Origin of the sequence: Paraburkholderia atlantica, assembly GCF_000092885.1 — a bacterium.
Classification (GTDB): Bacteria; Pseudomonadota; Gammaproteobacteria; order Burkholderiales; family Burkholderiaceae; genus Paraburkholderia; species Paraburkholderia atlantica.
Genome location: NC_014119.1, coordinates 331,552 through 355,046 on the forward strand (window position 1 = coordinate 331,552; position 23,495 = coordinate 355,046).

19 protein-coding genes and 2 pseudogenes are annotated in these 23,495 nt (G+C 61.6%); 9 read left to right on the forward strand and 12 right to left on the reverse strand.

Going from position 1 to position 23,495, the window contains the following annotated elements:
* Nucleotides 1-17 precede the first annotated feature (17 nt).
* From BC1002_RS29090 to BC1002_RS29105, 4 genes are all read right to left on the reverse strand, one after another.
* Nucleotides 18-362, reverse strand: coding sequence for a DUF3088 domain-containing protein (locus BC1002_RS29090; protein WP_013093556.1), 345 nt, complete (start codon nucleotides 360-362; stop codon nucleotides 18-20).
* A 104-nt stretch (nucleotides 363-466) separates the two neighbouring features.
* Complete coding sequence (locus tag BC1002_RS29095; protein ID WP_013093557.1) at nucleotides 467-1,690, reverse strand: acyl-CoA dehydrogenase family protein; 1,224 nt, start codon at nucleotides 1,688-1,690, stop codon at nucleotides 467-469.
* 519 nt (nucleotides 1,691-2,209) lie between these two features.
* Complete coding sequence (locus tag BC1002_RS29100) at nucleotides 2,210-3,799, reverse strand: ABC transporter substrate-binding protein (RefSeq protein ID WP_013093558.1); 1,590 nt, start codon at nucleotides 3,797-3,799, stop codon at nucleotides 2,210-2,212.
* A gap of 481 nt (nucleotides 3,800-4,280) precedes the next feature.
* The gene (locus tag BC1002_RS29105; protein ID WP_013093559.1) at nucleotides 4,281-5,132 is read right to left on the reverse strand and encodes a LysR substrate-binding domain-containing protein; all 852 of its coding nucleotides are present in this window, start codon (nucleotides 5,130-5,132) and stop codon (nucleotides 4,281-4,283) included.
* A gap of 1 nt (nucleotide 5,133) precedes the next feature.
* Between BC1002_RS29105 and BC1002_RS39615 the strand changes: the two are divergent.
* Nucleotides 5,134-5,325 (forward strand): annotated as a pseudogene (locus BC1002_RS39615) (glutathione S-transferase family protein); the annotation flags it as partial.
* A gap of 154 nt (nucleotides 5,326-5,479) precedes the next feature.
* On the opposite strand, the pseudogene BC1002_RS38035 reads toward BC1002_RS39615, so the two are convergent.
* Nucleotides 5,480-5,736: pseudogene (locus tag BC1002_RS38035) on the reverse strand (ABC transporter permease); the annotation flags it as partial.
* Between the two features lie 302 nt (nucleotides 5,737-6,038).
* On the opposite strand from BC1002_RS38035, the gene BC1002_RS29115 reads away from it, so the two are divergent.
* Complete coding sequence (locus BC1002_RS29115; protein WP_041735603.1) at nucleotides 6,039-6,446, forward strand: hypothetical protein; 408 nt, start codon at nucleotides 6,039-6,041, stop codon at nucleotides 6,444-6,446.
* Between the two features lie 206 nt (nucleotides 6,447-6,652).
* Here BC1002_RS29115 and BC1002_RS29120 read toward each other — a convergent pair whose 3' ends face one another.
* Entirely contained in the window at nucleotides 6,653-7,843 is a 1,191-nt protein-coding gene (locus BC1002_RS29120; RefSeq protein WP_013093561.1) for a TIGR03118 family protein, read from the reverse strand.
* A gap of 327 nt (nucleotides 7,844-8,170) precedes the next feature.
* Here BC1002_RS29120 and BC1002_RS29125 point away from each other — a divergent pair, with 327 nt between their 5' ends.
* The 4 genes from BC1002_RS29125 (at nucleotide 8,171) to BC1002_RS29140 (ending at nucleotide 13,177) form a co-directional block, all read left to right on the forward strand.
* Nucleotides 8,171-9,877 (forward strand): site-specific integrase, encoded by a 1,707-nt coding sequence (locus BC1002_RS29125; protein ID WP_013093562.1) that lies wholly within the window; start codon nucleotides 8,171-8,173, stop codon nucleotides 9,875-9,877.
* Nucleotides 9,878-10,180: 303 nt separating this feature from the next.
* Nucleotides 10,181-10,921 carry an ATP-binding cassette domain-containing protein gene (locus tag BC1002_RS29130; RefSeq protein WP_013093563.1) on the forward strand — a complete coding sequence of 247 codons (741 nt, stop codon included), beginning with the start codon at nucleotides 10,181-10,183 and terminating at the stop codon, nucleotides 10,919-10,921.
* A gap of 55 nt (nucleotides 10,922-10,976) precedes the next feature.
* A complete protein-coding gene (locus tag BC1002_RS29135) occupies nucleotides 10,977-11,972 on the forward strand; it encodes an ABC transporter permease (RefSeq protein WP_013093564.1) in 996 nt (331 codons plus the stop codon).
* Between the two features lie 257 nt (nucleotides 11,973-12,229).
* Entirely contained in the window at nucleotides 12,230-13,177 is a 948-nt protein-coding gene (locus tag BC1002_RS29140; protein WP_013093565.1) for a sugar-binding protein, read from the forward strand.
* 454 nt (nucleotides 13,178-13,631) lie between these two features.
* On the opposite strand, the gene BC1002_RS29145 is transcribed toward BC1002_RS29140, so the two are convergent.
* The 6 genes from BC1002_RS29145 to BC1002_RS29170 all read right to left on the reverse strand — a co-directional run bounded on the left by BC1002_RS29145 (nucleotide 13,632) and on the right by BC1002_RS29170 (nucleotide 20,033).
* Nucleotides 13,632-13,820, reverse strand: a complete 189-nt coding sequence (locus tag BC1002_RS29145; RefSeq protein WP_013093566.1) for a hypothetical protein — start codon at nucleotides 13,818-13,820, stop codon at nucleotides 13,632-13,634.
* 326 nt (nucleotides 13,821-14,146) lie between these two features.
* Complete coding sequence (locus BC1002_RS29150) at nucleotides 14,147-14,368, reverse strand: hypothetical protein (RefSeq protein ID WP_013093567.1); 222 nt, start codon at nucleotides 14,366-14,368, stop codon at nucleotides 14,147-14,149.
* A 395-nt stretch (nucleotides 14,369-14,763) separates the two neighbouring features.
* Nucleotides 14,764-15,591: an alpha/beta fold hydrolase gene (locus BC1002_RS29155; RefSeq protein WP_013093568.1), complete on the reverse strand. Its 828-nt coding sequence runs from the start codon at nucleotides 15,589-15,591 to the stop codon at nucleotides 14,764-14,766.
* 190 nt (nucleotides 15,592-15,781) lie between these two features.
* Nucleotides 15,782-16,615: a class I SAM-dependent methyltransferase gene (locus tag BC1002_RS29160; RefSeq protein ID WP_013093569.1), complete on the reverse strand. Its 834-nt coding sequence runs from the start codon at nucleotides 16,613-16,615 to the stop codon at nucleotides 15,782-15,784.
* Nucleotides 16,616-17,122: 507 nt separating this feature from the next.
* Nucleotides 17,123-17,425, reverse strand: coding sequence for a DUF4148 domain-containing protein (locus tag BC1002_RS29165; RefSeq protein ID WP_013093570.1), 303 nt, complete (start codon nucleotides 17,423-17,425; stop codon nucleotides 17,123-17,125).
* 322 nt (nucleotides 17,426-17,747) lie between these two features.
* Complete coding sequence (locus BC1002_RS29170) at nucleotides 17,748-20,033, reverse strand: NADP-dependent malic enzyme (RefSeq protein ID WP_013093571.1); 2,286 nt, start codon at nucleotides 20,031-20,033, stop codon at nucleotides 17,748-17,750.
* 190 nt (nucleotides 20,034-20,223) lie between these two features.
* Between BC1002_RS29170 and BC1002_RS29175 the strand changes: the two genes are divergently transcribed.
* The 3 genes from BC1002_RS29175 (at nucleotide 20,224) to BC1002_RS29185 (ending at nucleotide 23,418) form a co-directional block, all read left to right on the forward strand.
* Nucleotides 20,224-21,150: a LysR family transcriptional regulator gene (locus BC1002_RS29175; protein ID WP_221307165.1), complete on the forward strand. Its 927-nt coding sequence runs from the start codon at nucleotides 20,224-20,226 to the stop codon at nucleotides 21,148-21,150.
* Nucleotides 21,151-21,266: 116 nt separating this feature from the next.
* A complete protein-coding gene (locus BC1002_RS29180) occupies nucleotides 21,267-22,181 on the forward strand; it encodes a LysR family transcriptional regulator (RefSeq protein ID WP_013093573.1) in 915 nt (304 codons plus the stop codon).
* Between the two features lie 106 nt (nucleotides 22,182-22,287).
* Nucleotides 22,288-23,418: a DSD1 family PLP-dependent enzyme gene (locus tag BC1002_RS29185; protein WP_013093574.1), complete on the forward strand. Its 1,131-nt coding sequence runs from the start codon at nucleotides 22,288-22,290 to the stop codon at nucleotides 23,416-23,418.
* Nucleotides 23,419-23,495: the final 77 nt, after the last annotated feature.

Below are 23,495 nucleotides of genomic sequence, written 5' to 3' on the forward strand. Positions count from 1 at the left end.
GATGACCTCGCGTTGGATCAGTGGACTTTCGGAAAACCGTGCCGCTCGGCAAGCAGGTCGAGGATGCGGCGCGGGTCGGTGACGAAGCGCCGCTCCCCGAGCGAGTCCGCATCGGCGGGCGCGGGCTGTTCGTCGCCGAACACGAGCGCGGGCAGCCCCTGATGCGCTTCATCGAGCGCTTCGATCACGGCCTTGCGAGGCCGCTCGAACGGCACGCGCAGCACGTCGAGCCGTCCTACGCGTGTGGGGTCGCTCGCAAGCAGCCCTTCGATCGGCGCGCCATGCGGACAGATAAAGCGTTCGCCGGGATGATGCGGGTCGGTGAATCCCGGTTCCAGCAGGATCAGAAGGTCTCGGCTCATTGCGCAGGTTTCCTCAAAAATGTGCAACCAGACTGGTTGGCAGGCTGGCGGCGCTATCTCGCCACCAGGAGAATCGCGGATTGAGATGCCCCACTCGGCATTGGCTAGAACACACGTCCTTCCGTCAGATGCGTCGTCACGCCGTTCAGCTCGTAATCGCCGATCACGCGAGCCTTATGCAACAGCGGGTTGTGGTTGAAGATCGTGCGCAGATTGCGCCAGTGCCGGTCGTAGTTGTGCGCGCGCGACGTCGCGGACGCGCCGCCCGCCTCGAACATGCGCTCCGCCGCGTAAAGCGCGAGCTTGCTGACCACCAGCTGAGTGCGTGCAGTCGCGAGTGCGCCCTCCAGCACGAGCGCGGGCGCATCGGCGGCGCCCTCGCGGATTGCCCGCGCCGAGCGGTCGAGCACGCGTGCGTTATCGCGCACGAGCGCATCGATCGTATGGCTGTGCGCGCCCAGATCGCCGATTACCTGCTGGATGAAGGAATCCTCGCGCGCGGAAGGCGCGGGGCTGTGCAACGCGGGACGGCCATGCCGCAACACATAGTGCTTCGCATCGGCGACAACGTTGCGGACGATGCCTGCCGCCACCGCCACCAGATGCAGTTGCCGCAGCGCGCCGCCATGACGCCCAACAAGCGTCGTCTGCACGCGCGGCGTCACTTCGTCGTCGCGAACCAGCAGGTTGTCGAATTCGAGGCTGCCGCTTGCCGTCATGCGTTGCCCCATGCCGTCCCAGTCGTCTAGCACACGCAAGCCTTCGCGCTTCACCGGCACGATCGCGAGCACCGGGTCGCCGTTCTCGTCCTGCAGGTTCAGGCGCGCGAAGTCGGAGAACGCCGTGCCGGTCGCGTAGTACTTGCGGCCGCTCAGGCGGTAGTGCGCACCGTCGCGGCGCAACTGGGTCGTGATTTCGCCGGGGCGCGCGGTGCCCAGCTCAGTCGAGGCGCCGCCGAAAATCGCGCCATCGGCGATGCGCTGAATCTGGATTTCGTTGAACGGCGTGCGTGGCGACAGCAGTAATGCTTCGACCTGGTCGAAGTGGATGCGTAGCGCGTGCGCGAGATTGCTGTCCGCGGCCGCAAGCGTCGCGATGACCTCGAACTCGTCTTCGAGCGAACCGCCGAGTCCGCCCCATTCGAGCGGCAGGCGCAGGCGTGCGAGACCGGAGCGGCGGAACAATGCGAAACCGTCGAACGGCAATTCGCGGCGCGCTTCCCGTGACGCGGCGTCTTGCGCAAGGGCATGCGCGAGCGCAGGTAGCGACGCCAGCGCGGCTCTTAGGCGCTCGTGCGCAGCGGTGGTATGTTGATCGGATTCAGCCATTCGTCGTTCCTCATACTGGACAGGCAGACCGGCATACGTGCGCCGGGCGTCGGATTTCATCGACAGGACAGCGTGCCAGTATAGGGACGCGCATCGGTGCGGATAACAACCGATTTGCGCTTACGTTATTCGCGTGTCTGCAATGAAAATGCCGCGCCCTCAATGTGCGGCGCACCTTGCGAGAATTTGCGCGAGCACGGCGCGCAACCGCAGACATAGCGACGACCGTGTTTGTCCGAACGACCCAGGGCACGCTAAAGCAACAGGCGAGCCGTGCTGCGAACGCGGCGCGCTTCAAAGATCAGAAATGCTTGCGATGTGAGCGATTCCGATAGTGCGGGTGCCCAGGGAGAACGCGCAAAGCCGTCGCGCCCGCGTGTCGCATCGCGGGCGGCTGCCAAAGAGATGTCACCCGAGTGTCGTCGGGTGACGTTAGGACGAAGGTCGGGACACTGGAATGGCGCCTCACGAGGCGCGAAGCGAGCGGCGTTTCCGTCCCATAGCCGCCAGCGAACCGCTTTACGGCTGAATATACAGATCGGCGAAACTGCCACGAATCCCCTCACCCGTCGGCGCGTAGTCCTTCACTTTCTTCGCAACGATCGTGATATTGGGATTTGCACCGAACTCGATCGATGGGACGTCGTCATGAACGAGTTGCTGGAACTGTATGAATAGCTGCCGGCGCTTTGCATCGTCCGTTTCCACCGATGCTGCTTCCAGAAGTCGATCGACTTCCGGACTGGAGTAATGCGCGGCATTCGAGAACGGCAGCCCGACCTTGAAGTTCTTCGACCAGAACACCCGCTGCACGCCAACCGTCGGGTCGAATGCATTCGACAGTGCTTCGAGCGTGATGTCGAACGCACGATCGGTGTAGGCCTTCTTCACGTAGGTCGCGAAATCGTAGCTTTCGACCTCGCCGTCAATGCCGATTCGCGCGAGCGATTGCCGCACGAAATCCGCGGCACGCGGGTCCTGGAACGGGTTGAAGAGCAGTCGCAGTTTGAAGCGCTTGCCGTCCGGTCCACGTTTCAATCCGGCGGCGTCGAGCGCCGCATTGGCCTGGGCCACATCGTAGGGGAAGTAGTGAATATCGGCGTCGTGGTACTTCGTATTCGCCGCGCCGATTGCGGCCGCGGACACCTGGCCATAGCCATACCAGACGACCCGGTTCAATGCATTGACGTCGACCGCCTGCGAAATCGCCTTGCGTACCGCCCTATCCTTCAGGACCGGCGTGTCCAGATTGAAGATCAGCTGCTGGTGGTTGCTGACGTACGGCCAGTTGGTCGTATCCACGGTGAAGTTCGGCAGCGTCGTGAAGCGCTTCACATCCGACAGCGGAATCGCCTGGTCGCCGAGGTTGGCCGCGCCGGATTCGAGCGCCGCCGCACGAGCAGCAGCATCGGGCAGGAAGCGCACGAGGATCTTGTCGATGTACGGCTTCGGTTTATCCCAGTAGTCCGGATTGCGCTCGAGAAGAATATAGCTGCCATGCACGAACGACTTGTAGATGAAGGGGCCCGTGCCGACCGGAGCGCTGTTGTATGGGCTCGAAACGATGTCGGTGCCGTCGTACAGATGTTTCGGGATGATCGGCGATTCGGTGCCCGCTAGCGCGGTCAGCAGGAACGGCGCCGGCTTCGACAATTCAATCACCGCGGTGTAGGGGTCCGGGGTCTTCACGTCGGTCACGTTCGCGAACGTGCTTCGGCCCCGCGGATGCACCTGCTTGAGCGTGAGAATCGAGAACGCAACGTCGGCGGACGTGAAGGGCTTACCGTCGTGCCACTTCACGCCCCGGCGCAGCGTGAAGCGGTACTCGAGCCCGTCCTTACTGACCGACCATGCGGTCGCCAGCAGCGGTTGCGGATTCAGATTCTTATCGTAGGTCAGCAGCCCCTCAACCACCTTGGGACCGATCTCCGCGTTGCCGCCGGCAGTGGTCGTCAAGGGGACGATCGACGCCGGCTCCGGGGTGACGAGCCATGTCAGCGTGCCACCGTGGTTGGGCTCGGCCTGCGCGGCAAGCATGCCGGCGCACATCATCGTCGAGCTGATCAATACCCCGAAAGCGTATCCGCACCACCTGTTTCGCATGCTCATAGATGACCTGTTTTATTGTAAGAGTCATGGATACTAAGGCGCTTTGAACGGCTCGAAAAACAAGCAAAAGTAATTAGCTTTGCATCGTCTGGACCTTCATAGCGCGACTGAACGAAACGCATGGGCCTGTTTGTGCAACCTATCGGCCCGCGCGGCAGGAGCGCCCCCATGGAGCATGGCTATCCGGCTACCGTGCTTCAGCTTTCCGCTCGCGCGTAGCAGTTTGCGTCAGCAGGCGCGCCTCGATACTCGCGCAGCGTGCTGCCCTTCTCGCTGCGGCGGTGCAAGCCGAGCCCCCAAAGTTCTGCAGCAATGCGCGCGCGGCGGCCATCAGATGAGTCCCGATGCCCGGCTGTGGCCTATAGCGGCTTGATCTCGGTGGCCGGTCTGCCTTTGGGGCCCTGCCAAGGCTGCTATTGGTGACGGACGGCTTGGGATCAGGCTCTGGTGACCTCAACGAGACGGCACACCGGACGATCGATTAATAGCGCCGCGTCGGGCCGCGCACGCCCGGTTGCGCGGGCGGCCTTCGGCCCTCCGCAGGCACTGCCGCAACAACCTCGCGCCGCAGCCACGCCCGAAACGCATCGATTGCAGCGAGTCTCTTGCTGTCGGCTCGCCACACGATGTAATTGCCGTGTACGTCGACGATGCTGCGCCGCCACAGCCGTATCAACCGGCCATCCGCGAGTTCCGCCTCGACCAGCGAGCGTCGCGCCAGCGCGATGCCGGCGCCGCCCACGGCCGCGTTCAGCATGCTGCTCACGTCATCGAACGAAGGTGCGTCGGCCGGTACCTCCAGCGCCAGGGTCACTGCCTGGAACCACGGCTCCCAAGGCTGAGTCGCCTGCACGAGCAACGTGCATTGCGCGAGGTCCGCGAGTCGGCGCGGCAGCCGGCCGTTGCGATAAGCAGGGCTTGCGACGGGGAAGACCTCTTCGTCCATCAGCTTCTCGCTGGCAAGCCCCGGCCAATGGCCAGGGCCGTAGCGCAACGCGACATCGATGCCATCGCGCTCGTCCAGCCGTGCAAGCTGCACGCTGGCACGCACGTCGATCGTGATCCCGGGATGCTCGGCATGAAAGCGTGGCAGTCGCGGTGTGAGCCAGCGCGCTGCAAACGAGGGTAACGCGCTGATCGCTAGCGTGGTGTTGCCCTTCGATGCGTTTGCGCGCCGCACCACTCTTGCCGAAGACAGACCGAATGCGCGCTCGAGTACCTTGAGCCCTTGACGAACCTGCAACGCGAGCGCGAATGCCGCATGGGTTGGCTCAACACCCGTGCGACCACGTGAAAACAGCGCGACGTCGAGCTGCGATTCGAGCGAGCGCACGCGTTCGTACGCGTTGCCGTGCGGCTACACGATCGTCGATCCGTTTCTACTCGTTCTCTATCGGTGGGGCATGCGCATCGGCCTACCGATGGGCGATACGTATCCGGCTTGGACCGCATCTGCGCGGCGCGTCCTTGAACGACCGGCTGTACAACGCGCGCTCCATAGTGAAGGCATCTCACTCCAGTTTTGACGTCCACTCACGCGCCCCGTCTCGTCCCCAACGTCAATGGCCGGTTTTGCACGGCGGATTCAACCGGTCATTCAATTCGCGACGTTGACATGTTGTTTGTCAGCCGTTGCCGACATTCTTGTGGCGCGGCGCGGAAAAGTCGCGCTGTCCTTTTTCAACGATGGTCGAGCGCGCGTGAAAGACGGCTGCCTGAGCACTGGATTAGTTGCACAAGCAAGACGATCAGCACATCGTGAACACCATTGTGTTCGTTTCGAAGCGGAAGTAGCCATAGCGAATCGCAAAGTCGCCTATACCCCCGCCGCCCACGACGCCCGCAAGCGTTGAATACGACAGGAAGCTGATCGTCGCGATCGTCAGCCCGAATACGATGCCCGAGCGCGCCTCGACGAGCACTACCTTGAAAACGATTCCTGAGGAAGTACTCGATTCCACCGTGACGCAAACAGTTTTCATGCAGCAAGAGATAACGCCTACGCAGCCGTCCTACTTTGCTTACCGTGTCGCCGCGCTTTAACTACCGCTCGTGTAATGACATCGTTGCAGATCCTCACGCGCCCAGCGATATGAGCAAGCTCAGACATCGCCTTGCTGGTCACTTCAACTGGCACCGTCATGCGTGCGGGGTTCTGTCGCCGCAAGGCAAGCGCCTCGCTCACGTAACGTCACAATGCCTTACTTTGCTCCTGCGCCGGTGCCTAGTTGCGTCCGCCATGACCGCCGCTGTGGCTTCCGCCCTGCTCGAACTGAGTGCTGCGACCGTGGAGCCTATGGCGAAAGCCGTCGTCATGGTCAAAGTCGTGGAAGCGGCGAACACCGCCGCCAAGGAATACGCATGGCTGACCGCGAGACGGACACCCGCCATAGAACTCACACGGATAGGCCGGATACGCCGCGCACGTGTTGTAATAACCTGGCTCCGCAGCGCAATCGATTGTGCCAAGCAGCAGCACGGCAAACAGAACCTCTGCCTTCATGATTCGAACCTGCCATACCCCGTTCTCTCAACATTTACCGCCACTATTCGCAGCCGTTGGCGCGGTGGCGCGGTCACCCGCGGCATGTTTTGCGTGGCAGGTGGCACGTTTTGCATGTCCTGTGCCGCTGTCATGGTCTTTTGATCGCCTATCCGCCGCCGCATCGACGGAATGACTGAAGTTTACATCGTTCGATCCAGTGGATAAGCAGACTTGTGAGCAAAGCTCAGTCTGGAAGGACGCGAATTGCCGTGCCACGCGTCATTCTTGCCTTCAGGCACCGCGAAACAATGAAGCGCCGGTCACGTCTGGCGAGTACCGCGACCGGCTGACGAGCCGCGCGCTGCCGGCTATTGTCTGTGCTGTCCTGACGCTCGCTCCCCAGAGCCGCTTGCTGGAGCGATGATCCCGAAGAGTCCATTCGTCTCCTTGTTAGGCCCGGCCGAGAAGTACAGCGTGTCCGGGCTCGAATTGCGACCGCCACCGAGTGTCAGAGTCCACAGACCGTCGATAGCCAATGGATTGCCGAACTCATTCTCCAACTGATCGACGAACGTGCCGTCATTGTCGAAGACATTGATTCGACCATCGCCGAAGTTGCCAATGAGAATCTTGCCGCTGAAGCGGCCAAACGCAAACGACGCGCGCGCGATCCCCCATGGCGAGTCGAGCGGCCCTCGGCTAGCAAAGCGACGCAGCAGGTGCCCGTCGGTATCGAACACGTCGACGAATCCACGACCGCGGCCTGCATCGTCATCGTGCTTCTGCTTGTCCTGCTTAGCGTAGGTAACGAAAAGGTCCCCATCGATGTTCGCGATGCCAAACGGGGCGTAGCCGGCAGGGATGTTCGGGTCGGCGAAGCCGCCGTCCGTCGTCGCAGGCGTGAACAGGCCGTCTGAACCGTTCGGCCCAAATACATCGATCCGACCCGAACGGAAGTTCGTCGCAAACAGGAATCCGCCTTGTGCATTTACTCCGAAGACGAGCCCCTTGTATACCGCCCCGCTAGCGGCAGAGGGATTGGACGAGTTATCGACCGCGATCACGGCGTTGTTCGCCGGATTCAGCCCACCCGCCCAAGCGGAAAGCGTGCCATCTTCAGTTGCGAAGATGAATACGGCCTGGGTATGAGTACCTGGCACGAGAAACGCAGACGACGGATTCCATACAATCCCGGTTGGCGCCGCGGGCGTGGGATTCGGTGCAGACTTGGGAAGGACGGCATGGCAGGCGCCGGCCGGTATGACGTTGCCTGGCAGCGGAATCGCGACCTGCAGCGTCGTCACCTTCGTCCCCTCGCCGTCATACAGCGTGGAGCAGCCGGTGGCATTGTCGTTGATCCAGAACGGACTTCCTGCCGGACTAAAAGCAATACCCCAGGCGTTTTGCAGGACACCGTCGACCTTCGGGGCAGCGCCTGCCACGTTGGACACGAGCGGTTTGACGACATAGGCATCATCAGCAACGGCATACCCGGTTGTGAAACCGGCGGCGAGCACGATCACAGCCGCCGCTTTGAGACCACGCGAGATCTGAGACATAGCTACCTCCTCGGCACTGGCGAGAAATCGCCGCAAGCTAAACGAACGAGAGACTTCAAATATTCCCGCTCGACACGAAAAATTCCGCACCCCCCCGATCGAATTGCGCTCCCACAGCGTGCTGACCGATCCAGCCCGACAGAAGGTCGTGAGAGCGGCTGAGCGGCGGCGCTGCCGGAGTATCCGTGCAATGGCGCGCGCTAAAGCTGAGCCTAAGTTGGGACGCGATGGCCCGCCAGGCGATCGAAGGCGGAAGGCCGAAAAAGCCTGCCATTGAAATAATCTTTCTTATCAAAAGGCACCGATTTCCGGGTTAAACTTCCGCGCATGAAAACGCGCCGCGCCTCTATACCCTCCCCCCAGCCCGACGACCCGCCCCGCTTCCCCGCTGCCGACGAACTCGCCGTGCTGCGTGCATGGTATGCGGGACTGCCCGTGCGCGAGGCGGTCGAGCGCTATCAGTCCGCCTTGCTGGGCGACGGCAAATCCGCGCGTGGCGTGCTCGGGCGTATCCGGCGCCGGCTGCAGGCCATCGCGCGCGCCGCGCATCGTGACGATCTGGCCGCCCTCCTCGATCATCCCGCTGAAGATCGCGCCCGGCACGCCAAGGCAGTCGCGCACGCCATCGAAGCGCTGCGCACAGCTCGCCCGCCAGAACCACAGATCACCGACGACGTCGCGCAGTGGCTCGCCCCGCGGGCCGTGCGTGTGCTGCACGCCCACGGCCTCCGCACGCTCGCCGATCTGACCGTGCGCATCCCGCGTCGCCGCCAGTGGTGGAAAGCGGTGCCCGGCCTAGGCGTCGCCAGCGCCCGCGCCATCGAGACATTCTTCGCGGCGTGGCCCGCCCTCACGGAAAAGGCGCGGGCGCTCGTGCTCGCGAGCCGCCGCGCCGAACTCGTGCCGTGGGAATCGCTGCAGGTACCGCATGAAGTTGACGGCTCCCAGGGGACATTTCGGGCGCCGAAGGCCACCTGCGCGCTCGACGCCGGCAACGACTATGAAGCGGTGCAGACCTGGCTTGCCCTGCAGGAGTCCCCCGCCACACAGCGCACCTACCGCAAGGAGGCCGAGCGACTGATCCTCTGGGTGATCGTCGAGCGCGGCCGCGCGCTGTCCTCGCTCACAACGGAAGATGCGATCGCGTATCGCACGTTCCTGCGCCACCCGTCGCCGCACGCACGCTGGGTCGGTCCGGTGCGTCCTCGCACATCACCCGACTGGCGCCCGTTCAACGGCAGCCTGTCGGCGCGCTCGGTCGCGCATGCGCTGTCGATTCTGGGCGCGCTGTTCCGCTGGCTGATCGAGCAGCGCTACGTGCTCGCCAATCCATTTGCCGGCGTGAAGGTGCGCGAAGCCTCCGGTGCCAACGTGCTCGATACCTCGCACGCGTTCACCGAAGGCGAATGGGCGCTCGTGCGCACGATCGCCGATGGACTCGAGTGGTCATATGGCTGGTCAGCCCCGGCCGCACACAGGCTGCGCTTCCTGCTGGACTTCGGCTACGCGACGGGGCTGCGTGCAAGCGAACTGGTCGGCGCCACGCTCGGACACATCGAGACCGATGCGCGCGGCGATCACTGGCTGCGCGTGACGGGCAAAGGCAGGAAGCTGGCGCGCGTCGCGCTGCCGCCGCTCGCGTGGGACGCCCTTGCCCATTACCTCGCCGAACGCGAACTTCCGATCGCGCCGGTGCGCTGGCGCCCGGAAACGCCGGTCATCGGCAGCCTCGAGGCAGACAGCGAGTCGACGATCAGCAGCGTGCGGCTATGGGGTGTGCTGAGGCGCTTCTTCCTTGTGGCTGCGAAGAGTATCGAAGCCGATCATCCGCCGCTGGCAGAGAAGCTGCGGTGCGCAAGTCCGCACTGGATGCGCCACACCCACGCGACGCATGCGCTCGGACGCGGCGCCGAACTGACCACCGTGCGGGACAACCTGCGGCACGCTTCAGTGTCGACGACGTCGATCTATCTGCATAGCGATGAAGTGAAGCGGGCACGGCAGATGAGCGACGTGTTCGGGGCTCGCAAGTAAGGTCGGTTCGATAACGCGTTGTGTGCTATCCGCGCGCGGCACCCAATTGAACGCACTTAGGCTGGCCCCACGTGCACTGCAAGCAGGACGCGAGCGGCTCGACGCCCGTCAGCGGCCACCGCTCGCCGCGTCGTGTAGAGCCGCAATGCGCGCGCCTTCCGCTTCGGCTGCACGTTCGGCTGGTGGCTAAAGTGCCTTGCTAAAAGCCCCATCGTGCACTAAAAAACATCTACCTACCTCGCATGTCTACTGGCCGCCCAGCCAATGCAGTGGGCGCCTCTACCCCAGCGAACGCGACAGTCTATGAGTCTTCTCGAGCTCAGAGGCGTTTCCAGACATTTCGGCGCCATTCAGGCCCTGATCGACGTGACGCTCAGTCTGGAGCCAGGCCAGGTGGTCGGGCTCATGGGCGATAACGGGGCCGGGAAATCGACATTGGTGAAGATCGTCGCCGGCAACTTTCCGCCTTCGCACGGTGAAATGCTCATCGATGGAAATCCCGTGCATTTCAACAAACCGATCGACGCCCGCGCGCGCGGCATCGAGGTCGTCTATCAGGACCTCGCGCTTTGCGACAATCTGACCGCAGCCGCCAACGTCTTCCTTGGCCGCGAACTGCGGATCGGGTTCGGACCTATCCGCGTGCTCGATCACGCGACCATGTATCGGCGTGCAGGTGATCTGTTCAAGCAACTGAAGTCCGAGACGCGCCCGCGCGACCTTGTCAGGCAAATGTCGGGAGGGCAGCGGCAAGCGGTGGCCATCGCCCGCACGCGACTCTCTGATGCGAGGCTCGTCCTCATGGACGAGCCGACCGCCGCGATCAGCGTCCGCCAGGTCGCCGAGGTGCTCGATCTCATCAAACGCCTGTCCGAACACGGTATCGCCGTCATCCTCATCAGCCACCGCATGCCTGACGTATTCGCGGTCGCCCACCGGGTGGTTGTCATGCGGCGCGGGCGCAAGGTCGCGGACAAGAAGACCGAAGAGTCCTCCCCGGAAGAGGTGACTGGTCTCATCACCGGCGCCATCGCCGCCGCCTGAAACTGCCTTGCATCGGAGCCCCAGATTGAACGACGCGTCGCGAAGGCCTCCCACAATGCCGCCATTGATCGATGATCCACAGTCCGCGAGGACGCATACTCGCTGGTCTGGACTACTCGCAAGCCAGGTGTTCTGGGTCGTGCTGGCAACGATCGTCGCCTGCATCGCTCTATCGATCGCGACCTCGACCTTCGCGACCTCCGAGAATCTTTTCAACGTTACGCGAAACTTCGCCTTCGTCGCCATCGTGGCGCTGGGAATGATGGCGGTGATCGTCACGGGCGGCATCGACATTTCGGTTGGCTCGACCATCGGCATCAGCGGTATCGTGCTCTCGGTCGTCATGAACGCGGGCTACCCGATCTGGGCCGGTATCGGCATGGGCCTACTGACCGCCGGTCTGGTCGGCCTCGTCAACGGCTTGCTCATCGCCTATCTCGGCATGCAGCCTTTCGTCGTGACGCTCGCCATGCTGAGCGTCGGCCGCAGTCTCGCACTCGTGATTTCCCGCAGCCGGACCATTTTCGATTTCGGCCCCGACGGGAGCAAACTCCTCACGCTCGGCGGCGGCGCGACGCTCGGCGTCGCCAATCCGGTGTGGTTCCTGATCCTGCTTGGGCTGTTGTTCTGGTTCGCGTTCGGCTGGACGCGCTGGGGCCGCTACGTGTTCGCGATCGGCGGCAACCGTCATGCGGCGACCCTCACCGGGGTACCGGTACGCCGCATCGTTTGTAGCGTCTACGTACTCTGTGGCCTGATGGCGGGCGTCGCGGCGATTCTCGAAGTCGGCTGGCTGGGCGCAGTCACGACTGGCCTGGGCACGGGCGACGAGCTGCGCGTGATCGCTGCCACCGTGGTCGGCGGGACCAATCTGATCGGCGGGGTTGGCAGCGCCTTCGGCACGATCGTCGGCGCGGCACTCATCGAGGTCATCCGCAACAGTCTGATCCTGCTCGGCGTCGACGCGTTCTGGCAGGGCACGGTCGTCGGCAGCTTCATTGTCGTCGCGGTGCTCTTCAACCGGCTCGGTGGCGAGCGGCAAGGGGATTGAATGTCTGTGGACGCACCGGCCACTTCCGAGCCGGTGCCGCGGGAAGCGGGTGTGGTCGGATCAGACGCGGGACTGCCGCACGCAGGGGTTCACAACACCGCGAGAATTCGCTCCAGGACCGGGGTCCGATTTCGGGCCTGAAGTCGGATCGTTATGAAGACTGTGTAAGCCGACATGGGCACCGCAGAGCCGGCGCCGAACAGGAGGAAGCAATGAAAAAACTGTTGATGTGTCTTGCTGCGGCAGGAGGACTAGCGATGCTGGCGTCCCCGGGCTTTGCGGCCGATAAGACTCTTGCCCTGGTCGTGAAGGGTCTCGACAACCCGTACTTCGATCTCATGCATCAGGGATGCGAACGGGCGAACAAGGAACTCAACAAGCAAGGCTACAACTGCTATTACACCGGTCCCGCGACCGCGGCGGACGAGAGCGCGCAAGTGCAGATCATCGACGACTTGCTGACCAAAGGCGTCGCGAGCATGGCGATCTCGCCCGCGAACGCGCCGGCTGTAGCCGAGGTGCTGCGCCGCCGCGGCGGATCGGTCCCGGTGATCACCGCGGATGCCGATCTGCTGCCGAAGGATGCGTCACTGCGCAAGAGCTATGTCGGCACCGACAACTACGAGCTGGGCGCGAAGCTTGGCGAGCAGTTGAAGATGCTGATGCCGAAAGGCGGCAAGGTCTGCCTCGTGATGGGCAATCCGGCTGCGGAGAACATCAACCAGCGAGCCCAGGGCGCGCGCGATGTGCTCTCCGGGAAGAAGGGCATCACGAAGCTCGCCGGCGAGAACGGGTGGCAAGAGATCAGTGGCTGTCCGCTCTACGTGAACGACGACGCCGCGAAGGCGAACCAGATGATGCAAGACACGCTGACCGCCAACCCCACGGGTCTCGACGCCTTTCTGCTGGCGGGCGGCTGGCCGCTCTTTGCTCCGCAGGCCTTTTCGCAGGTCGTCGCCCCGATCATGGACAAGATCAAGAATGGCAAATTCGTGATCGTTTCGGCTGACACGCTCGGGCCCGAACTGCAGGCGCTCAAGGACCGCAAGGTGAATGTGCTCGTCGGCCAGCGGCCCGAGGAAATGGGCTACCGCGCCGCGATGGTCATGCGTGACCTCGCGGAAGGGAAGTCCGTGCCTCCGGTCATTCACACCGGACTCGACGTCTGCACATGGAAGAACGCCGACACTTGCCTGAAGCATTGAAGGCCGGTGACTCACGGCGACGACGAAGCCGCTGAAGATGCGAGATTGCGAACCCTGCGCGACGATGGCTCTCTGCCGGTCGTCTGCGTCACCTTTTCTTCTAAAAGGAACGCGAGCGGTGGCGACGATCCCCTCACATGTTGCCGAAACAATCGCAGCAGTGACGGGGCTGACGCTACTGGCGTGTCCACTGGAGTTGCCGGGGTATCCGATTGAGCTTGGGTGGCGCAGCAACTCGTTGCGTGATACGGCCGTAGCCAAAGTTCATAACGTGATAATCGAGTGCTTCTCCTGACTTACGAGTGACTCGTCCTGGCGGTTTGCACTCACTGGACCATGACTGCGCCAAGCCGACACTCCAACGCGATGTTTCCGGGGCCCGCCGTTGTGCTGTCCATTGAACGGGCAGCGTCCGCGCGGTTGGCGACGGCGCGAGCATGCAGACTTCGGCGGTTTATGGCGTCGGCAGATGCAATTGGCCGTCGTCGCCGAGCACGAGTCCCTGCCAGGTCGCGGGCTTGCCCGACAGTTCCCATGCCTGAATCTGAGGCGGCGTCCTGCCGATACCGCCGCTTACGCGCGCAAGCGCTGCATGGTCGAGGTCTTCGTTCATCGGCAGGTCTTTGATAGTCAGCGTATTCATCGTCGTGCTCCTTCGGCGGCGTGGTCAGCTTGTCTGCGGACCCAGTCGGGGAGAAGCACGGAGCATGCCACTCTGTTGAAGGCCGTCGGGACGGGACAATGCCCGAAACAGTGATGGACGCGGACCAACAATTGCTCACTGCATGTCGGCGCACGACCGTCTTTAAGGTGAGCGTTTTCACCAGCTTTTGCAGGGACGACGGTCCGCTTGCTGTCCTGTCAAAGGACCACTCACTGCGGAATCCTGATCCACCGTCAGAACCCTGATGCCAGAACAGTATCTCTTCCCTGGTCGGCTTCCACTGGAATTGCGCCGCCTCTTTGATTTCAACTGCCGTACTGCTTCGTATTCGGCATTCGCACGATGTGAATCCCCTCCGGCAACGATATCTCCACCCTGCCGCCCAGATCATCCGCGAGCATCTGTGCTGTCGCTGCACAGAATGTTGCCGTTTGCTGCGCCGTCGGTTTGATGGCGGTAATGTAGGATTCGCTCGCGTCCAGATATTCCTGTTCTCTGTCCGCGCTGGTCATGGCGCTTGAGTTCATGCTGCCTTCTCCAGTATTTCCGCATGGGCGAATTCGCCATGCAGTTCCTTTGCCGCTTCCAACATGCGGCGTGTCCCTCCTCTCGCGTCTTAAACGATCCACGGTGAATCTTCATTCCATTCAAACTCTACGAGGAGCCCAGAAGTTATTTTTCTCTTGCTCCGCATGACTCCCTTAAGACCGCAGGTGTTGTTCCTCTGCAATTTGCGGTTTCATACGTTTTCCAAGAAATTGGCGCGCATACGCACGCCGCGCGTTGACGACGCAAGCAAATACTGAAGAGCTACCTCGTGCCAACGACCAACGACCCGACGTCCCTTCTTGCCGGATGCAAGATGTCGGGTAACGCTCGACAAGCAAAGCTTATCGGCTGCACGTCGTCGTTGAGTGATCCGTTAGCTGGTACAGATCGTCGAGTCGACCTCGGCAATATGGCGCACGATGGTCGCGTTGACCTTGTCGGCATGCGTGACAGGTCCCATGTGTCCCGCGCCCTCGACCACGGCCAGACGCGCTGCTGGCAACAGCATCGGCAAGCGCTCGGCAATCGCACGAGTCGGAACAGGCGCGTGCTGGCCACGCATGATTAGCGCCGGAATACGCAAAGCGGCGTATGCGCTTGCGGGCGTACCCTCATCAATCAGTGCACGAAAGTCGAGAGGCGCCTTGGGAGCCCAGCGCGTGAGCGCGGCCTGAACCGACGGACGCAGTGCATCCCACGCGCCCCGTCCGCTCCAGTAGTCAACGAATGATGCTGCGGCACCCCGATAGTCGCCACAATTCACTCCATCTGCGGTGCGTTTCGAAATCGCGATGATCTCGGCAAGTGCCTCCGCCCCGTACGTCCCCATCGTCTTGAGCAGATGAAACGCCGATGGTTCGTAAAGCGTCAGGCTTGCTACGCGCTCCGGCCGCTCGAGCGCTGCACGCAACGCGACGCCACCGCCATAAGAGTGACCGACGAGATGCACCTTCACGCGCAAGGCGTCGATGATCCCGACGGTTCTCGCTGCCTCGTCGGCGAGCGTGAAGGCGCGCTCGCCGCTCCACGGGCCCGTGCTCTCGCAGCCGTAATGCTCAGGGGCGATGAACTTGTGACGCGAGCCAAGCGCATCGCTGAGCTTTCGCCATTGCGCCGAACCCGAGCCGGAGCAATGAAGTGCAATTACCGGCGCCGCAAATGAGAAGAGTTGCGCTAGGGGCATGGTCGTCATGTCGTTCATGGAGGCTGGGTCGCTGTGCGGCGCGGATGGCTCGCGATGACCGGGGCGTCGGTGCGCGAGCTTCGGCGTTCGGGTTGATCGATAGAACATGCATTTGAGCGTCGAGTGTCGTCGCGCGGCCGATACTTGTTGGGGCTCGACCAACACGCAAGGTTTCGGCCGCATTGACGACAACCTTGCCTTCACGCATTCAGCGTCGTTCAATCACGACTTCCAGATACTCGCTCGGCAGGACGAGTGTCGCGTCGTTCGAGCGGTTACGGTTCTCGATCAATGCCGTCAGATCGCGATGAAACGCCGCCTGCGGCTCGCCATCGAGGGCAGCAAACGCCTTGTTCATCGGCCCATAAAACGTCCGAAACACGTCGATGAAATGCGCCGGCGACCGATAGCGGAACACGAAATCGCGGTTGATCGCCGTGATCCTCCGCGCAGTGTCGCCGAACAGCTCTTCCAGGCGCGCCTTCGCGCCCCAGAGCGCCGGTGACTTCACGCCTGCCGGTGGCGGAACGTACTTGCCGATCGTCTTGAATAGCTGCCCAATGAAACTTTCCGGCGTCCAGTTGGCGAGGCCGATCTGTCCGCCAGGCTTGCATACACGCACGAGTTCAGCTGCAGCTTTTTCCTGGTTGGCAGTGAACATCACGCCGAAGGTCGACATCACGATGTCGAATATGGCATCCGCGAAGGGCAGTGCTTCAGCGTCCGCTTCCTGGAACTGCACGGTCAGTCCCTCAGCTTGCGCTCGCGCCCGGCCCGAATCGAGCAGCGAAGCAACGTAGTCAGTCGACGTCACGTCGCACCAGCGGCGCGCGGCGGCAAGCGTTGCGTTGCCGTTTCCTGCGGCGACGTCCAGTACGCGACTGCCGGCGCGCAGGTCCAGCGCTTCGCAGAGGTTCTCGCCGACGATCTGCAACGTGGTGCCGACCACGGCATAGTTGCCTGTCGACCAGGCGACCTGGTGACGGGCCTTGATGGCGGCGAAGTCTGGAATGGATGCGGAAGCGAAATCTACAGTGGACATAGAGAACTCCTCAAAGGCCCTGGGTGCGAGGCGCGAATGCGGGGTCGCGCTGCATATCTGACTGCGCCGCGAATTTTTGACGAGCGTGCCCGCGCGGCGAGCTGGCAACGCAAACGGACGAAAAATGCCGATGCTTTGTTGACGTTCGATTGGCGCTTGATCGTTCGTTGTTGCAGCGGCGTGGGTGCTAGTATCAGCACGCATGTCGTATTGAGGAATGACCGGGCGTCCAGAATTTTTGCGCAAGACGCCGAAACTGATAGGCAGTCTGCTGGATGCTGTGTCGGATGTTCTTCGTATCTTGTGCGTCGCAGGCGCGGTTTATCTAAACACCGTCTTAACTGTGCCATGTGTCTAGTCGGAGGCTCAGCACAGAGGGAAGCTGCCGGGCGGCGCACGACAAACCGCGTCCGCCGTCAGCTCATCGCACTGCGACCTGGCCAAATGGTGCCGTCTGCGTGCGCGCGCGCCGACTACGGGACACGGAAGACGCCGGGCCAACGTCAATCAATGCGGCAGACACTCCGTTTGGAACCAATAGTCGACCAGGCGCTGGGCCGCTTGCAGATCATCCGGATAGTACGGGTCGTCATTCCATGGAGACGGGTCGTAACCTGCTTTCCTCAGGGCCGCGAGTTCGTTCTGGTGCTGCGCCATCGTAGGAGGCGCGTTGGTTTTGAGCGCTGCCAGGTCGCGGCACTCTGCGGGGCTGAGATGCGGCCCGGTATATGGCATGCCGCCGACGATACAGCCGGCGAGCAAAAGCACCGCGGCGGGAAGTGTCAATCCTGTCTTGAGCGACTTGGTCATAGTACGTGGACTTCCCTTCGATCGCTTGATTGCACGGGGTCGCGACGGGCGCCTTGTCGTGAAGTCGTTCCTTCCTACAGGTCTTCCTATCGCGAGGAGCGATGGTCTCGAGCTGTCCGCAGTGCGACCGCATGAAAGCCCTGATTTACCTCGGACTGGCCCGCCTTCAACTCCCCGTTGAACGTGGCCTTGAATGACGCGTTTTTTGTCGCCCACGCCTTTTCATTTTGAGCGCCTTCTATACGAGTATGTGTAAGCAATCGCTTCTGCTGATCACCCGGATGCGAACTTTACATTCACTGCAGGTCTCGCTGCTTTGTACCTAATCGCGATTTGCCTGCAACACCGTGAGCGCGGCCATATTGATGATTCGACGAACCGTCGAGCTGGACGTCAGTATGTTTACCGGTGCATTGACGCCGAGCAGGAACGGCCCCACAGCGACATTACTTCCCGCCTCCGTCTTAAGCAGGTTATACGCAATATTTCCCGAATCGACGTTCGGACAGACCAGCAGATTGGCGGCGCCCTTCAGTCGCGACGTGGGTAAAACGCGCTGACGCAGCGCCTCATCCAGCGCGCAATCTCCGTGCATTTCGCCGTCGATCTCGAGGTCGGGTGCCTTTTCGCTGACGAGTGCGAGTACTTTCCGCATCTTCTCGCCCGACGCAGAACTGCCCGAGCCAAAGTTCGACCGCGATAACAACGCCACTTTGGGCGACAGATTCAACCATGCCATTTGCGCGGCGGCCGCAATCGTGAACTCCGCAATCTGTTCGGCCGTGGGGTTATCGTTGACGTGTGTGTCGACGAGTGCCAGCGTGCGTTTGTCGAGCAGCAGGATATTCATCGCCGCATAAGTTTGTGCGTCGTGTTTCCTGCCGATCACTTCGTCGATGAAACGCAGATGCTTGTGATAACCGCCGACAGTGCCACATATCATCCCGTCCGCGTCGCCCAGTCGTACCATCATGGCACCGATCAGTGTCAGGCGGCGGCGCATTTCAACCCGCGCCATTTCCTTCGTAATCCCATCACGGCATCGCAGTTCCCAATACGTCGTCCAGTATTGGTGAAAGCGTTCGTCGTTTTCCGGATTCGTGACCTCGACGTCCTCGCCGAGCTTCAACCGCAGCCCGAATTTCTCTATTCTCGACAGCAGCACTTCCGGCCGGCCAACAAGAATCGGCCGCGCCAGCTTCTCGTCGACGATCACCTGAACCGCCCTCAGAACACGCTCCTCTTCGCCCTCCGTGAAGACGATGCGCGAGTTGCCACCCTCGCGCACGAATTGCTTCGCGGCGGCGAACAACGGTTTCATGAACGCGCCGGAGTGATAGACGAACTGCTGAAGCTGATCCGCGTAAGCATCGAAATCGGTAATCGGGCGCGTAGCCACGCCGTCCTCCATCGCGGCCTTTGCGACGGCGGGTGCGATGCGAACGATAAGCCGGGAATCGAACGGCTTGGGAATCAGATATTGCGGTCCGAAGGAAAGATCGTACGCACCATATGCGGCGGCGACGGAGTCGTTCGGTTCCTCTTGCGCGAGGCCGGCGATCGCGTGAACGGCGGCCACTTCCATGTTCCGCGTGATGGTGGTGGCACCAACGTCCAGCGCACCGCGGAACACATAAGGAAAGCACAGGACATTGTTGACCTGATTCGGATAGTCCGATCGGCCCGTCGCGATCACCGCGTCATCACGGGCCTCGCGCACTTTCTCTGGAAAGATCTCCGGCGTCGGATTGGCGAGCGCGAGAATCAGCGGACGCGGCGCCATCTGCTTCACCATTTCGGCCTTCAGCACGCCACCGACCGAAAGCCCGAGGAATACGTCAGCGCCTTCGATGACGTCGGACAGCACCCGCGCCGCAGTGGCCTGTGCAAAGCGCGCCTTGTCGGGGTCCATCGCTGCCGTGCGTCCTTGATAGACCACACCTTCGATGTCGGTCACCCAGACGTTTTCGCGTGGCAGACCGAGATCGACCATCAGTTCGAGACACGCGAGCGCCGCGGCACCTGCGCCTGAAGTGACGACCTTCACCTTCGAGATGTCCTTGCCCACCACTTTCAGACCGTTGAGAAACGCGGCGGACACGGTGATCGCGGTGCCGTGCTGATCGTCATGGAAAACGGGAATCTTCATACGTTCGCGCAGCTTTTGCTCGACGATGAAGCAATCGGGCGCCTTGATGTCCTCCAGATTGATGCCGCCAAATGTCGCTTCGAGACTCGCGATGATATCCACGAGCTTGTTGGGATCGCTCTCGGTAATTTCGATGTCGAAGACGTCAATGCCCGCGAACTTCTTGAACAGGACAGCCTTGCCCTCCATCACCGGCTTGGAGGCAAGCGCACCGATATTGCCGAGGCCCAGCACCGCCGAGCCGTTCGTGATCACGCCGACCAGGTTTCCTCGGCTTGTATAACGGAACGCCTCACGTGGGTCCGCCGCGATTTCCTCGCATGCGACCGCCACGCCGGGCGTGTAGGCGAGTGCGAGATCGCGCTGCGTGACGAGCGGTTTGCTTGCGCTCACCGATATCTTCCCCCGCGTAGGAAACTCGTGATACTGCAGGGCTGCTTCGCGTTCGGTCCTGTCCATATGTGCCGTGCTCCTATGTGTACACCGGGACCATCCCGGCTGATCGTCATTGGAGACATTCTAGGAACGAGGCATTCGGGGCTTATTTTGTTTTATTATCGGGGCATCACCTTTTGGTTATGTCTGGATTCCCACTATCGTGTCATTCAACACGGACGAAGTGATAAGGCGCCTGGGTGCACGCCTGAAGATGCGCCATCTCATGTTGCTGCTGCAGATACGGCAGCATGGCTCTCTTACTCGCGTAGCCGAGCACATGGCAAGCAGTCAGCCAGCCATCACGAATGCCCTCGCTGAACTGGAAGATATGTTCGGTGGCTCGCTGTTCGAGCGTTCCTCGCGCGGCATGATTCCGACGCCGCTCGGCACCACCGTCCTCGCGCGCGCTGAGTCGATGCTGCACGATCTCGACCACCTCGCATCCGATGTCGGCGCACTGATCTCGGGCCACGCGACGCGGTTTCACATTGGCGTGATTTCCTTCATTTCGGGAAAGACTCTGGCGTCGGCAATCCGTCATACGCAGTCGCAGATTTCGCAGCGGCTCACTTTTTCCATCCACGAAGACACGAGCGAAGGACTAATGTCCCAATTGCGCGACCATACGCTCGACATTGTGATCGGACGGGCATCGTCGAGCGTCGATCTCGACAATCTGCATTTCGAGGTAATTCATCAGCAAAAACCCCGTCTGATTGCTTCCCGACGCCTCGCCGCCAGACTCTCACGCAACGCAATGAACTGGCGAAAACTCGCCGAACTCGACTGGATTCTCGGTGCATCGCAAACCCCGATGCGCGACCAGATATCCGATCTGTTCCTGCACGCCGGTGTTACACCGCCCTTTCCTGTTGTCGAAAGTCTTTCGCCGCGGCTGATCGGCGAGACGGTCGCATTGAACGAGAACGCCGTGTCCATCATGCCTGCAGACATCGCGGAAGAACTCGTACGAATTGCGGGCGTGGCGATTGTCCCCTATGCGTTCGACTGGACGTTGCCACCCGTTACGCTGTTCACCCGCCCAGGCATTCCACGCGAGATCGACACGATTTTCGCCGCATCATTGCGTGCGCAATATCAGACCAAGGTAGTGAACGATCCAGCGTCGCTCGGCTAGGGCGGCCGACGGTCCTGCTTGAGAAACCAGCGGTTTCTATTGCGCCCGCATGATCGTATGCTTGCGCCCACCACACCAAATTCGGCGCGTATCGCGCTGCCGTTAAGGAGCAGCAAATGCTCGATCTTGACGACCTACGTCTGATACGCGCTGTGGGCGTCTCTCGCTCACTGGCCTCAGCGGCGCAGTTGCTGAATCTCACTCCCCCTGCGGTCACGATTCGTCTGCAGCGGATGGAGGAACGACTACGTATCCGGCTCGCCGTACGGAAGGCCAAGGGCATTTCACTCACAGAGGAAGGACAGCGCCTACACCAGGAAGCGGTTGAAATTCTTGAACGAGTCGAAGCATTGCCGGCACATATCTCCGGAGAGCACGGCGAGGTAACGGGCTCTCTGCGCGTCGTCGCTCCGTTCGGATTCGGGCGAATCCACGTATCGCAGATCGTGCGAAAACTCCACCTGTCGCATCCGGGGCTTGAAGTGTCGCTCCACCTGTCAGAAAGTCCATTGGTCAACGCTGCCAGTGCGGACGTGGTGATACATATAGGCGAACTCAAGTCCTCATCCTGGGTTGGCTATCCACTCGCACCGAATGGTCGGCTTCTGTGTGCAAGCCCCGCATACGCGAAAAGCATCAAGGAATTGAATCAGCCAGCGGACCTGGTCAACTATCACTGCATATGCTTGCGGGAAAACGATGAAGACCTGCCCCGCTGGCGCTTTTCCCTGAAGAGCGACCCAAAGCGGACCACGGTCCTGCGCGTGTCTGGCAAGTTGTCCGCAAACGACGGAACGGTGATCACCGAGTGGGCATTGGCCGGGCTCGGAATTGTCGAGCGTTCCGAGTGGGATGTCGCCCCCTTGCTCGCCACCGGAAAACTCGTCCGCTTGCTGCCTGATTGGGATCTACCCCCTGCTCCGGTAACAGCGCTGCTGCCCTCACGAACGGGCATGTCCATCAGACAGCGCATCTTTCTGGAGACCGCGAGGGCCTTCCTTAACCCGGCGCCATGGAGAAGCCGCGGATAATTCTCACGGATTTAACTGTGCTTAATTTCGGATTATCCGTTCGTTAAACAACGGAGAAAGCACTGCGCATATAGTTGTCACATAGGCCCCACTGTGAGACAGCAACATGAGCATTGACACCCTGAACACCCCTGCCGCCCTGATCGATGTGGCTCGAATGCGCCACAACATCGACAACATGCAAGCGCGACTCGACAAGCTCGGAGCCAGATTTCGCCCCCACGTCAAAACGACAAAGTGCAAGCAGGTCGTAGATGCACAAGTCGCAGCGGGCGCTTGCGGCATCACCGTTTCGACGCTCAAGGAAGCGGAGCAGTTTTTTGCCAGCGGCGTTCGCGACATCGTCTACGCGGTCGGCATGGTGCCGACGAAACTCCCGCAAGCGCTTGCGCTGCGCCAACGAGGCTGTGACCTGAAGATTGTCGTCGATAGCCTTCAGGTCGCACGCGCTGTTGCCGATTTTGGGCGCGAACATGATGAGCGCTTCGAAGTCTGGGTGGAAATCGATGTCGACGGACATCGGTCAGGCATACAGCCCGATGATGATCTGCTGGTCGAGGTGGGCCGGGCGCTGGTCGCGGGCGGTATGACTCTCGGTGGGGTCCTCGCACACGCTGGCTCGAGCTACGAGTACAGCACACGGGCCGCGCTCGTGCAAATTGCGGAGCAAGAGCGCAGCCGTACCGTGCGAGCGGCAGAACGCCTTCGTGCCGCCGGCCTTCCCTGCCCCGTCGTCAGTATCGGCTCTACGCCGACCGCACTCTCCGCGGAACGTCTCGAAGGCGTCACCGAGGTTCGCGCCGGCGTTTACGTGATGTTCGACCTCGTCATGCACAACGTCGGTGTTTGTGATATCGAAAATATCGCACTCTCTGTGCTGACCACGGTAATCGGCCACCAGGAGGACAAGGGCTGGGCAATCGTCGATGCGGGCTGGATGGCACTAAGCCGGGACCGCGGCACGCAAAAACAGGCTCACGACTTCGGCTACGGGCAGGTTTGCACTGAAGACGGGCGAGTACTCGGCGACTATCTGGTCAGCGGAGCAAACCAGGAACACGGCATCGTTGCCCGCGTCTCCAGCCCCGACGCCACTATCGCGGAGACGTTGCCGATTGGCACGCGGCTGCGGATCTTGCCCAATCACGCCTGCGCCACCGGCGCTCAGCATCCCGAATATCAGGCAGTGAATACCGACGGTTCCACTGAAGCCTGGCCGCGATTCTACGGCTGGTAAGCCTTCCCGAGTCCAGACATCCATCTGGTATCTGTCAGCAGCGAGTACGCGTTTCGTGTGGCTCGCTTCATCCAGGA